12 protein-coding genes are annotated in these 12,236 nt (G+C 71.4%); 10 read left to right on the forward strand and 2 right to left on the reverse strand.

All coding sequences use genetic code 11. From position 1 onward, the window contains the following. Positions 1 to 433: 433 nt before the first annotated feature. Positions 434 to 1,363 (reverse strand): MerR family transcriptional regulator, encoded by a 930-nt coding sequence (locus tag ABZ215_RS41100; protein ID WP_354956179.1) that lies wholly within the window; start codon positions 1,361 to 1,363, stop codon positions 434 to 436. A 61-nt stretch (positions 1,364 to 1,424) separates the two neighbouring features. Between ABZ215_RS41100 and ABZ215_RS41105 the strand changes: the two genes are divergently transcribed. From ABZ215_RS41105 to ABZ215_RS41135, 7 genes are all read left to right on the forward strand, one after another. Beyond that, on the forward strand, positions 1,425 to 1,886 hold the full coding sequence (locus tag ABZ215_RS41105) for a DUF3180 domain-containing protein (protein ID WP_020422640.1): 462 nt from the start codon (positions 1,425 to 1,427) through the stop codon (positions 1,884 to 1,886). A gap of 69 nt (positions 1,887 to 1,955) precedes the next feature. Further along, positions 1,956 to 3,839 (forward strand): DUF6779 domain-containing protein, encoded by a 1,884-nt coding sequence (locus tag ABZ215_RS41110; RefSeq protein ID WP_354956181.1) that lies wholly within the window; start codon positions 1,956 to 1,958, stop codon positions 3,837 to 3,839. A 472-nt stretch (positions 3,840 to 4,311) separates the two neighbouring features. Next, a complete protein-coding gene (locus tag ABZ215_RS41115) occupies positions 4,312 to 5,418 on the forward strand; it encodes a PrsW family intramembrane metalloprotease (protein WP_020417093.1) in 1,107 nt (368 codons plus the stop codon). A gap of 146 nt (positions 5,419 to 5,564) precedes the next feature. Further along, positions 5,565 to 6,458, forward strand: coding sequence for a DUF2520 domain-containing protein (locus ABZ215_RS41120; RefSeq protein ID WP_354956183.1), 894 nt, complete (start codon positions 5,565 to 5,567; stop codon positions 6,456 to 6,458). Then, complete coding sequence (gene panC, locus ABZ215_RS41125) at positions 6,455 to 7,339, forward strand: pantoate--beta-alanine ligase (protein WP_354956185.1); 885 nt, start codon at positions 6,455 to 6,457, stop codon at positions 7,337 to 7,339. Before ABZ215_RS41120 ends, panC begins: the two co-directional genes overlap by 4 nt. Before the next feature lie 2 nt (positions 7,340 to 7,341). After that, entirely contained in the window at positions 7,342 to 7,839 is a 498-nt protein-coding gene (panD, locus tag ABZ215_RS41130; RefSeq protein WP_017985424.1) for an aspartate 1-decarboxylase, read from the forward strand. A gap of 6 nt (positions 7,840 to 7,845) precedes the next feature. Continuing rightward, a complete protein-coding gene (locus ABZ215_RS41135; RefSeq protein ID WP_027933628.1) occupies positions 7,846 to 8,631 on the forward strand; it encodes a type III pantothenate kinase in 786 nt (261 codons plus the stop codon). Here ABZ215_RS41135 and ABZ215_RS41140 read toward each other — a convergent pair. Next, the gene (locus ABZ215_RS41140; protein ID WP_354956187.1) at positions 8,628 to 9,383 is read right to left on the reverse strand and encodes a class I SAM-dependent methyltransferase; all 756 of its coding nucleotides are present in this window, start codon (positions 9,381 to 9,383) and stop codon (positions 8,628 to 8,630) included. The two genes, ABZ215_RS41135 and ABZ215_RS41140, sit on opposite strands and share 4 nt — an antisense overlap. A gap of 86 nt (positions 9,384 to 9,469) precedes the next feature. Between ABZ215_RS41140 and lysS the strand changes: the two genes are divergently transcribed. From lysS to ABZ215_RS41155, 3 genes are all read left to right on the forward strand, one after another. Beyond that, on the forward strand, positions 9,470 to 10,981 hold the full coding sequence (gene lysS, locus ABZ215_RS41145; RefSeq protein WP_027935729.1) for a lysine--tRNA ligase: 1,512 nt from the start codon (positions 9,470 to 9,472) through the stop codon (positions 10,979 to 10,981). Between the two features lie 143 nt (positions 10,982 to 11,124). Beyond that, positions 11,125 to 11,478: an Lsr2 family protein gene (locus tag ABZ215_RS41150; RefSeq protein ID WP_020417087.1), complete on the forward strand. Its 354-nt coding sequence runs from the start codon at positions 11,125 to 11,127 to the stop codon at positions 11,476 to 11,478. 162 nt (positions 11,479 to 11,640) lie between these two features. Further along, positions 11,641 to 12,222, forward strand: a complete 582-nt coding sequence (locus tag ABZ215_RS41155; RefSeq protein ID WP_354956189.1) for a TIGR03086 family metal-binding protein — start codon at positions 11,641 to 11,643, stop codon at positions 12,220 to 12,222. The last annotated feature ends 14 nt before the right edge of the window (positions 12,223 to 12,236 follow it).

Consider the following 12,236-nt stretch of genomic DNA (forward strand, 5'->3'; position numbering starts at 1 on the left):
CAACCCAGGCCGCCAACCGGCAGCCGAACATGCCAACCTTGCGGCCCTGGCTCAAGGTGATATGCACAAACCGGAAGGCGACGGGATGACCACCCGGCGACCCACTGCATGAGGTGGGACGAGGCACCCAACCCCTGGTCATCCCGGAGCCTGCCCGTCCGGCGAGGACTCTTTTAATCTTTAAACCCGCGCCTACGCGCGAAAACAGCGCCTCACGGCGCTCGAAAGGTCACCTTCCGACCACCCCCGCCCCCTCTCCCCGATTGTGTTTCAGTCGCCGAGCAACGGCGTCAAGGCGGGAAAGCGTGCCTTGACCCCGCTGATCGGCGACTAAAGATCGGCTGTGGATCGGGGGCGGGGGAGGTCTGGTTGGGGTAGTCGGCCTACTTGCGTTGCCGGCTCGCTGTTGCGGTGCGGGAGGCAACCTGCGCGATCAGCCCCGCAAAGCGGCCGTCAGCCACTCCACCGCCGGCACGCGCGTCGGCACCTCCGGCCACCCGTTCATGATCGCCATCAGCTGCCAGTACCGTTCGGCCCTGCGGTCGGTCCCGACGGCGATCCGGTCGGCCACCGAGGCGCGGAACGCCGGGTCCGTGGGGTCCTGCCCCTCCGGCGCCCACGTCCGCGCGATGTCGTCGGCCAGTTCGCGTCCCTCCGGTGAATCCGGGGCCATCCCGGCGTCCAACGCCTTCTGCGCCCGCTCGCTCCAGCCGATCCAATCCTCCTGCGCCGGCACGGTCGCCTGGCCCGCCCGCAGGTCCTCGGCGTGCCGTTCGCTCATCCGCCGGGTCACCGCGCGGAACTCGGGGTCCTGGATGAGCTCGGCGAACTCGATCCAGGCCTCCAGCTGCTCGGGCGACGGGTCGTCGGGCAGCTCCGGTTTCGCCGAGCGCATCCGCTCGTAGAACTCCGCGTCGACCGGCAGGCCCTCGGTCACCTCCTGCCAGAACTCGTCGAGCAGGCGGGCCCGCTCTTCGTCGGACATCGCCGCCAGCCTGTTCATCAGCTTCACTTCCTCCAGCTCGGATTCGCGTTTCACGACCGCACGCAGAACCGCGCGCCGCAGCCGCAGCCTGCGGATCTGCTCCTCCAGCGCGTCGATGTGCCGCCGGGCGAGGCGGGGGACGCTCGTCTCCCGCGCGAGCACCGCCGACACATCGGTCAGCCCGAGGCCGAGTTCGCGCAGCGTCTTGATCAGTTCGAGCCGGGCCATCGCCGTCACGTCGTAGAGCCGGTAGCCGGAACTGGTGCGGTCGGCGGGCGGGAGCAGCCCCTCGTCGGAGTAGAACCGGATGGTCTTGACCGGCAACCCGGTCCGACGGCTCAACTCGCCGATGGTGAACGTCCCGTCCGCGCGTCCCATGCTCAACCCTCCAGCCGGTGGAGAGTCAACTGTGCCACGATCACCTGGGTACCGTGGCCGTATGCACTTCACCCGGCCCCGAGAGCTGGTGATCGCCGGGCTGGTCGGGCTCGTCGCCGCGTACCTGCTGTTCAGGTTCGCCTACGGCGACCTGCCCCGCGTGCCGCGCCCGGTCGGCCTCACGCTGTTCGTGCTCGCGGTGATCGACGTCGCACTGGCCTTCGTGATGCGGTCGCGCGTCCGGTCCGGCCGGCTCGTCAACGCGGTCTCGGCCGCGCGCACAGTCGCGCTCGCGAAGGCTTCCTCACTGCTCGGCGCGATCATGCTCGGCGCGTGGGCTGGGATCGCCGGCGCGTTGATCCCGCGGGCGTCGGAGCTGGCCGCGGCGTCGAGCGACCTCCGCAGCGTCGCGATCGGCGCGGTGTGCGCGGTCGCGTTGATCGCCGCGGCGCTCTGGCTCGAGCACTGCTGCCGCACGCCCGAAGACGACGAAAGTGATCCCGATCATCACCCGACCGGTTAACGCTGAGAACCGACCGCTCGAAGTACCAACTAGGTCTCAGACGCATAACTAGCGGGTACGGTGTTGGTCATGACTGGCGAGGGTGACGAGACGCGCGGCCGCGTCGTGGGCAGGCCGTGGTTTCTCATCGGCCTGGTCCTCGCGGTCGGCGCCACGATTCCGCTGGTGGTCGCCGACGACATTCGCTACCTGCGGCTGGGGATCGTCGCCGCGTTGTGGGCGGCACTGATCGGCGCGTTCCTCGCCGTGCGCTACCGCCGCCAGGCGACGAACACCGAAGAGGCCGTCGCGCAGGCGCAGGAGGTCTACGAGCTGGAGCTCGAACGCGAGATCGCCGCGCGGCGCGAGTTCGAGCTGGAGGTCGAAGCCGAGACGCGGCAACGGGTCGAGTCCGAGTCCCGCAGCGAACTGGACGCGCTGCGCACGGAAATCGCTTCCCTGCGGGACAACCTGCAGAGCCTGTTCGGCGGCGAGGTGCTGCTGGAGCGCGTCGCGCTGACCGCGCAGGCGACCCGGATGCGCGCGCTGCGCGAGGAACAGCGGGTCGTCGAGTCCGGCCCGAGCCAGCCCCCGCAGATCACCGCGCCGAAGAAGCGGGAGATCACCGACCGGCCGACCGAGTTCATCGAGCGGGTGCGGGAGAAGGAGCCGGTGCGCGCGGGCGGCCGCCCGAGCGCGCCCGAGCCGCGGCGGCCCGAGGTGTCGATGGACCTCCCCGTCCGCCGGGTCGCGAACGCCGAGCCCGTCGACCCCGACCGCACGCGCGTGCAGCCGGCGGCGAAGAAGCCGGAACGCCCGCAGGCCCGTCCCGTCGAGCCGAGCCGTCCCGCGCCGAGCCGTCCTGACCGGGTACGTGCGCCCGCCGCGACGACCCCGGTGAAGCGTGAACCGCAGCGGGTGGAGCAGCCGACGCAGGTCGCCAAGCCCGTCGACCCGGACTGGACGCCGCGAGCCGAGCGCTCGGCGACCGATCTGTCGGCGGCGTTCCCGACCCGCGTGACGCGGCCCGTGCAGCCGGAGCCGTCGCCGGTGGTGCCCGAGGACCACCCCGTGGTCAACGAGACGTTGCCGGTCGAGGTCCGGCGGCTGGCGCAGCAGGGCAGGCCGGGTGGCCGTCGCCGCCGCGCGGAGGAGGACGAAGCCCCCGCCGGCCGTCGTCGCCGCCCCGACGAGGCGCCGCGGGTGCCGGACGCCGACGAGGTGCCGCCCGGGCTGCGGTCGGACGCCGACGTGCCGGCGAGCCTGCGGACGGAGGCTGACGGCCGTCGAGGCTCGGAGCGGGCCCCGGAGGCCGAGGCGCTGCCGCGGCTTTCGGTGACGGAGGCGGCGGAGGCCCCGGCACGCCGATCGAGCGCGAGCGCCGCGGTCGCCGGACGCCGCTCGGCCGAGTCGAGCGGGTACCGTTCCGGCGCCGCGATCTCGGGCCGCCGCAGCGCCGAAGCGACGGGTCACCGGGCAGCCGACGAGACGCCCTCGGGCCGCCGCGGTGCTGAGGCAACGGGGCATCGGGCGGCCGACGAGACGTCCACGGGCCGCCGCAGCGCCGAAGCGACGGGCCACCGCGCGGCTGCTGAGACGCCCTCGGGCCGCCGCGGTGCTGAGGCAACGGGGCATCGGGCGGCCGACGAGACGTCCACGGGCCGCCGCAGCGCCGAAACGACTGGTCACCGCGCGGCTGCTGAGACGCCCTCGGGCCGCCGCAGTGCCGAAGCGACGGGCCACCGGGCAGCCGACGAGACGCCGACGGGCCGCCGCCACCGCCCCGACGACGAAGCCGCCACCTGGGCGAGCACCGGCCGCCGGGCCAAGCCCGAGCCGGAAACCCCCCGCGGCCGCCGCGCCGCGGTGGAGGAGGACGCCGGTTCCCACTCCGCGGGCCGCTCGGTGAGCGAACTCCTGGCAGCGAACGGCAAAACGGCAACGCCCAGGCGCCGCCGCCGCGCCGAGGACTGACCACCTTCCTGGATTGCCGGGAACACGGCGATCCCGCGGTGCTGCCGACCCGACCCACCGCGATTTCGCGGAGGCGGGGACCTGAACCACGGCGATCCGACGGCATTGCCGACCCAAGCCACCGCGACTTTGCGGGGGCGGGGACGTGAACCACGGCGATCCGACGGCATTGCCGACCCGAGCCACCGCGACTTTGCGGGGGTGGGGGGTTACCACCGTGGTTTCGGTGGGTGCGGCTCTGAACCAGGGCGACCCTGCGGCGCTGCCGACCCGGCCCGGCCCACCAACGATCTTGTGGCGGGCTGCGGGATTGGAACCACCGTGGTTCCGCGGGTGCGGCTCTGGACCCGCCGGTTCCGCTCAGCAGCGCCTCGCGCTGCCCGCCCACCCAGACCCCCGCCCACCCCGCTCGCCCCCGCAGCCAGTCACCGTAGAGTGCCGGGCTGTGACGGCACCCCCTCGCAGGCTCACCGTGCTCCTGCCCGTGCTCGGCCTCGTCATCCTGGCCGTGTGCGGCCTGACCGTTCTCGGCCTGGTCACCGTGCAGGTCGGGCCGCTCGCGGTGGCCATCGGCGTCGCCGCGGCGCTCGTTCCCGTCGCGGTCGTCGTGGCGACCATCCTGTGGGTGGACCGCTGGGAGCCGGAGCCCGCGAAGTTCCTCCTGGTCGCCTTCTTCTGGGGCGCGTGCCTCGCCGCGATCACCGCCCTGCTGATCAACAACACCGCCGAGACGGTGGGCGACCTGCTGCTCGGCGAGGGCAGCGGCAGCAAGCTCAGCGCGCTCCTGTCCGCCCCGCTCGTCGAGGAGGCCGCGAAGGCCTCGTTCGTGCTCGCCGTCCTCCTGCGCCGCGCCGACGAGTTCGACGGGATCATCGACGGCATCGTCTACGCGGGGTTCACCGCGGCCGGCTTCGCGTTCACCGAGAACATCTACTACTTCGGCCGCGCCTTCGCCGACTACGGCTTCGGCGACGCCACCAGCACCGGCGTGATCGCCGCGTTCGTGCTGCGCGGCGTGCTGTCGCCGTTCACGCACCCCCTCTTCGCCGCGATCACCGGCATCGGCCTCGGCTACGCCGCCCGCACCGACAACCGGGCCGTCAAGGTCCTCGCCCCGATCGGCGCCTACCTGGGCGCCGTCCTGCTGCACGCCCTCTGGAACGGCGCGGCGGTCCTCGGCGGAGCGCAGACGTTCCTCAACGTCTACTTCCTGATCATGGTCCCGATGTTCATCGCGGTCGTGATGCTCGTCCTCCTGCAACGCCGCCGCGAACAACGCATCGTCACCGCCGCACTGCCCGCGATGGTCCAGGCGCGGCTGATCGCCCCGTCGGAGGTCGAGCTGCTGTCCACGCTCGCCGGCCGCCGCGAGTGGCGGCGGCAGGCCAGGCGGCAGTCCGGGCGCGCGGCCGCGAAAGCCGTGGCCCGCTACCAGGCCAGCGTGACCGAACTCGCGTTCCTGCGCCGCCGCAAGGAGACCCCGGACCACGAGAAGCGCAAGCGGGAACTGCTGGCCACGCTGCGCGCTTCCCGCGCCGACGCGGTCCGGTTGGCGGGTGAAGGCAGTCATACCGGGTAAACCGGGTCGGGTGAAGCTGGTCACCCGCCGCCGACCCGGGGCGTTTCCGCGAGCTACTCTCGCCCCGTCGTCCGGTACCCGCGAACGGAGCGGGACTGGAACGAGCTGAGGAGTTCTGCTGCCATGAGCGTCCACAGGGGCACGCCGTGAGTCGTCCCGCCAGGCTCGGCGTCGGAGTGATCTCCGCCGGCCGCGTGGGCAGCGTCATCGGCGCCGCGCTGACCCGGTCCGGGCACACGGTGGTCGCCGCCGCCGGCATTTCCGCCGCTTCCCAGGCCCGCGCCGAGCGCATGCTGCCGGGCGTGCCGCTCAAACCGCCGGACGAGGTCGCCGCGGCCGCGGACCTCGTGCTGCTGGCCGTGCCCGACGACGAACTCGCCGGCCTGGTCCGCGGCCTGGCCGCCACCGGTTCCTGGCGCCCCGGCCAGATTGTCATCCACACCTCCGGCGCGCACGGCCTCGACGTGCTGGCCCCGGCCGCCGAAGCCGGAGCGCTGCCGCTGGCCCTGCACCCGGTCATGACGTTCACCGGCCGGTCCGAGGACCTCGACCGGCTCGCCGCCTGCAGCGTCGGCGTCACCGCCGCGGCCGACGACGAGGCCGCGTGGAGCGTGGGCGAGGCGCTGACCGTCGAGATGGGCGCGGAACCGGTGCGGGTGCCGGAAGCCGCCAGAGCGCTCTACCACGCGGCGCTCGCGCACGGCGCCAACCACCTGATCACGCTCGTCGACGACTGCGCGGACCTGTTGCGTGGCGCGGGGATCGGCGACGCGGAGCGCATGCTCGGCCCGTTGCTGTCGGCGGCGCTGGACAACGCGCTGCGGCACGGCGACCGCGCCCTGACCGGTCCGGTCGCCCGCGGCGACACCGGTACTCTGCGCAAGCACCTGGGCGTGCTCGAAGCCACCGAGCCCGCGATCGTGCCCGCCTACACCTCGCTCGCCCGGCGCACCGCGCAGCGAGCCGAAGCGGCCGGCCTGCTCGACGCCGGCGCCGCCGCCGAGATCACCGAACTTCTGGAAAGGCCGGAAAACCCGTGACCACACCGAAATTCAGCCGCGGGCAGCTGAACACCTACCAGACGCCCGGCGACGTGCACCGGGTCACCGCGGCGCTGCACTCGGTGGGCCGCAAGGTCGCGCTGGTGCCGACCATGGGCGCGCTGCACGCCGGCCACCGCGAGCTGATCCGCCGCGCCAAGCGCCTGCCGAACACCGTCGTCGCCGTGTCGATCTTCGTGAACCCCCTGCAGTTCGGCGAGGGCGAGGACTTCGACGCCTACCCGCGGCCGCTGGAGCGGGACCTGGAGATCCTCACCGAGGACGGCGTGGAGATCGCGTTCGTGCCCAAGGTCGGCGACCTCTACGCCGACGGCCACGCGGTGACCCTGCACCCGGGTCCGCTCGGCGACGAGCTGGAGGGCGCCCACCGCCCCGGCCACTTCGCCGGTGTGCTGACGGTGGTGGCGAAGCTGTTCAACATCGTCACGCCGGACTTCGCGTTCTTCGGCGAGAAGGACTACCAGCAGCTGGTCCTGATCAAGCGGATGGTGCGCGACCTGAACCTCGACGTCCGCGTGATCGGGGTGCCGACGGTGCGGGAGTCCGACGGCCTGGCCCTGTCCTCGCGCAACGTCTACCTCTCGCCGGAACAACGGGAAGCCGCCGTGGTGCTGTCCGCGGCGCTCGCGGCCGGCGGGCACTCCGGCCCGAACGGCGGGGAAGCGGTCCTCGCGGCGGCGCGCGCGACCCTGGCCGCCCGCCCGGAGGTCGACGTGGATTACCTCGAATTGCGCGGAACCGATCTCGGTCCCGCGCCCGTCGATGGGGAAGCACGGTTGCTGATCGCCGCCCGGGTCGGGCGGACCCGGCTGATCGACAACGTCCCGGTGGTGCTGGGCGCGTCGGAGGAAGTGAGATAACCATGTACCGCACGATGCTGAAGTCGAAGATCCATCGCGCGACGGTCACCCAGGCCAACCTGCACTACGTCGGGTCGGTCACGATCGACGAGACGCTGATGGAGGCGGCCGACCTGCTGCCGGGCGAGCTGGTGGCCATTGTGGACGTCACGAACGGGGCGCGGCTGGAGACCTACGTGATCCCGGGCGAGCGGGACAGCGGCGTCATCGGCATCAACGGCGCCGCCGCGCACCTCGTGCACCCGGGCGACCTGGTCATCCTGATCTCCTACGGGCAGATGGACAACGCCGAGGCGGCCACCTACCAGCCGCGGATCGTGTTCGTCGACGACGAGAACCGGATCAAGCACGAGGGCAGCGACCCCGGGCACGCGCCCGACGGCTCCGGCCTGGTGAGCGGCAGCATCCCGATCGCGTCGCCGGACCGGGAGAACCCGTTCCCGGTCGCCGAAACCGTCGACGCCGCGCGGCTCGACGCGCTGCTGCACGCCGAGAGCTGAACTCCCTTGCTCCTGGCGATCGACGTCGGCAACACGAACATCGTGCTCGGCCTGTACGAGGGCAGTGGGGACGCGGCCAAGCTCGTCGGCGACTGGCGGATGCGGACCGACGCGCAGATGACCGCCGACGAGCTGGCGCTGACCATGCGCGGCCTGCTCGGCGAGCACGCCGACGCGATCACCGGGATCAGCGCGCTGTCCACCGTGCCCGCGGTGCTGCGCGAGATGCGGGTCATGCTCGGCCGCTACTACGCGCGGGTGCCGAAGGTCGTGGTCGAGCCCGGCGTGCGCACCGGCGTGCCGCTGCTGGTGGACAACCCGCGTGAGGTGGGCGCGGACCGGCTGGTCAACACGCTCGCCGCGCACCACCTGTACCGCACGGCGTGCGTCGTCGTGGACTTCGGGACCTCGACCAACGTGGACGTGATCTCCGCGAAGGGCGAGTTCCTCGGCGGCGCGTTCGCGCCCGGCATCGAGATCTCCGTCGATGCGCTGGCCTCCCGCGCGGCGGCGCTGCGCAAGGTCGAACTGGTCCGGCCGCGATCGGTGATCGGCAAGAACACTGTGGAGTGCCTGCAGTCCGGCATCGTGTTCGGGTTCGCCGGCCAGGTCGACGGCCTGGTGCGGCGGATCGTGCGTGAGCTGACGGCGCGGACGCACGAGCCGGTCACCGTGCTCGCGACCGGCGGGCTGGCGCCGCTCGTGATCGGCGAATCGGAGACGATCACCGAGCACGTGCCCGACCTGACGCTGCTGGGCCTGCGCCTGGCCTTCGAACGTCAGACGCGTTAGCGGCGGACGGCGCGCAGCACCGTCGTCAGCAGCGGCAGGTCGAATTCGCCGTTCGCGGTGGCCGGGTTGACGCGGAGGAATTCCAGCACCCGCCGCCGCGTCTCCGCGCGCTCGGCATCGTCCGCGACGAGCAGGTGGGAATGCGTGGAGATCGTTTCGACCAGGCTTTCGGGTGTGCGCCGGTGCGAGTGCCGGAACGTCTTCTCCTCGAACGCGCCGAACGCGGGGTGTTCGGGCAGAGTCGCGACCGACCGCCCGCGCTGCACGAAACCGGAGGCCCGTACGAATTCCGCGACCCACGGGACGGAATCGTCGTTGCCGTTCCACAGCCCGGCGACCACGCCGCCCGGGCGCAGCACGCGTGCGATTTCGGGGAGCGCGGCGTCGAGGTCGAACCAGTGGAACGCCTGGCCGGCCAGCACCGCGTCGGCGCTGGCGTCGGGCAACGGGATCCGCTCCGCCGTGCCGTCCAGGACTTCGACGCACGCGTGCCGGCGGGCGAACTCGGCGCGCATGCCCGGATCCGGTTCGACCGCCGTGACACGCAGCCCGAGCGCGCGCAGGCCGCCGGTGAGCTTGCCGGTGCCCGCGGCCAGGTCCACCACTTCCGCGGCCCCGGGCGGCAACGCCCAGCGGATTCCGTCGAGCGGGTAATCCGGGCGGTGTTCGTCGTAGGCGTCCGCGTGCCCCCCGAATGAGCGGGACCGCCGGCTCCACAGCTCACGATCGGCGGATGAAGTGGTTTCGCTCACTCCGGCGATGCTATCGGTGTGCTTGCGCTGGTCGGTACAGGTAATCCGGTTGGCCTAGTCGTCGCGGGGGTTCGTACCCTATCGGCATGACGGATTCCCCCTCCCCGGATCGCCCGGTGCCCGCTGACGACCTGCCCGAACAAATGCGGGTCCGTCGGGCCAAGCGCGATCGGCTGCTCGCGGAGGGTGTGGAGCCGTACCCGGTCGAAGTGCCGCGCACCCACACGCTCGCCGAAGTGCGTGCGGCGCACCCGGACCTGCCCGCCGACACGGCCACCGGCGAGGTCGTCGGCGTGACCGGTCGCGTGATGTTCTCCCGCATCGGCGGCAAGCTCTGCTTCGCGACGCTGCGCGAAGGCGACGGCACCGAACTGCAGGCCATGATCAGCCTCGCGAACGTCGGCGAGGAAGCGCTGGCGGCCTGGAAGGCGGACGTCGACCTCGGCGACCACGTCTACGTGCACGGCGAGGTCATCACGTCCAAGCGCGGCGAGCTGTCCATCATGGCCGACGAGTGGCGGATGGCCGCGAAGGCGCTGCGCCCGCTGCCGGTCGCGCACAAGGAGCTGGCCGAGGAGACCCGCGTCCGCCAGCGCTACGTCGACCTGATCCTGCGCCCGCAGGCCCGCGACGTGGTGCGCACGCGCGCGTCGGTGGTTCGTTCGCTGCGGGAATCGTTCCACCGCCGGGGTTTCACCGAGGTGGAAACGCCGATGCTGCAGACCCTCCACGGCGGCGCGTCGGCCCGGCCGTTCATCACCCATTCGAACGCGTTCGACATCGATCTGTACCTGCGGATCGCGCCGGAGCTGTTCCTGAAGCGGTGCGTGGTCGGCGGGATCGAGAAGGTCTTCGAGATCAACCGCAACTTCCGCAACGAGGGCAGCGACTCCTCGCATTCGCCGGAATTCGCGATGCTGGAGTACTACGAGGCCTACGCCACCTACGACACGAACGCGGTGATGACGCGGGAGCTGATCCAGGAAGCGGCGCAGGCCGTTTTCGGTGGCCTGGAGGTCACGCTCGCCGACGGCTCGTCGTACGACCTGTCCGGCGAATGGACGTCGCTGAGCATGTACGACTCGTTGTCCGACGCGCTTGGCGAGGAAGTGACGCCGGAAACGTCGGTCGAGAAGCTGCGCGGGTTCGCGTCCGCGCGCGGCCTGGAGGTCGATCCGAAACTCGGCCATGGGAAGCTGGTCGAGGAACTGTGGGAGCACCTGGTCGGTGATCACCTGCACGAGCCGACTTTCGTACGGGATTTTCCGATCGAGACCTCGCCGCTGACGCGGCAGCACCGGACCAAGCCCGGTGTGGCCGAGAAGTGGGACCTCTACGTCCGCGGATTCGAGTTGGCCACCGGATACTCGGAGCTGGTCGATCCGGTGATCGAGCGGGAAAGATTGCTGGACCAGGCCCGCCAGGCCGCGGCCGGGGATAGCGAAGCGATGCGCCTCGACGAAGATTTCCTGCGCGCGCTCGAGTACGGAATGCCACCGAGTGGTGGCGTGGGAATGGGCATCGATCGTCTCCTGATGGCCCTCACCGGCCTCGGCATCCGCGAGACCATCCTCTTCCCGCTGGTGCGCCCCGAATAGCAGGCACGAACTAGTCACGGTATCGGTAACGTGATTTGCGTGCTGCCCTGATTCCGGGTATTAATGTCCTAGTCAATGGCTTCTGGTCAGGGCGCCTGCCCCTGCCCGATCATTCGTGGCTGGCCGAAAACAGGAGGAAACACATGGCACAGAAGGTGCTGGTGTCGCTCATCGACGACATCGACGGCTCGGAGGCGGACGAGACCGTCGAGTTCGGACTGGACGGCATCTCGTACCAGATCGACCTGTCGGCGGAAAACGCCGAGGAGCTCCGTGACGCGCTGGCCCAGTACGTCGAGCACGCGCGGCGTGCCGGTGGCCGCAAGCGGGGCACGCCGGGCCGTCAGCCCGCCGGCAAGGTCGCGGGTCGTTCCGCGTCGGTCGACCGCGAGCAGAACCAGGCCATTCGGGCCTGGGCGCGCAAGAACGGCTACCAGGTTTCCGACCGCGGGCGTATCCCGTCGGAGGTCGTGGAGGCCTACCACAAGAAGAACTGAGCGCAGTTCGGGTAAAGAGGGGCGTGGAAGAGCCGCCGGGGATTCCCGGCGGCTTTTTTCATTGCGCGGCAGGTTGAACACGGTTCTGTCCGGGCGGGTCATTCGTGAGCGGCTGTCGCTTTTGTTCAAGACGGCGGCGTCGCGATTCGGCTGAATGGAGGCATGACCGACCTTCGACCGATGCTGGAGCGGGCCGCGCGCGAGTTCACCGGGCTGCTCCGCGCCATCGAACCAGCCCAACTGGACAACCGGACTCCGTGCGCCGAATACGACGTGCGTGGCCTGCTCAACCACCTTCTCTATTGGGGCCCGTGGCTGGCGGCGGCGCTGCGCCGCGAACCGGCGCCCGCGGTGACCGCCGGCGAGCGGGACGTCGATCTCACGCAGGGTGACTGGCTGGGTGAGCTGTGCACGCTTGTGGATGGACTTGTGGATACCTGTGGGCGGCCGGGGGCGCTCGAGGGCACCACGAAGTTCGGCGACGCGGAGATGCCGGCCGAGATGATCGCCGGAATGGTGCTGACCGAATGGGTGGTGCACGGCTGGGACCTGGCCCGTGCGACCGGCCTGCCGCTGACCGTGGACCCCGAGGTGGCGGCGGCGCTGTACGCCTCGGCCAAGGCGACGGCGGAGCAGGCGCGGGAGATGAAGGTGTTCGGGCCGGAGGTGCCGTGCGCCGACGAGGCGCCGGTGCTGGTCCGGCTGCTGGCGCTGACGGGCCGCGATCCGGAGTGGCGCGCCTAGCGGGGCGCCCGTGG

The sequence above is a fragment of the Amycolatopsis sp. NPDC006131 genome, from assembly GCF_040614175.1.
Lineage (GTDB): Bacteria > Actinomycetota > Actinomycetes > Mycobacteriales > Pseudonocardiaceae > Amycolatopsis_E > Amycolatopsis_E tucumanensis.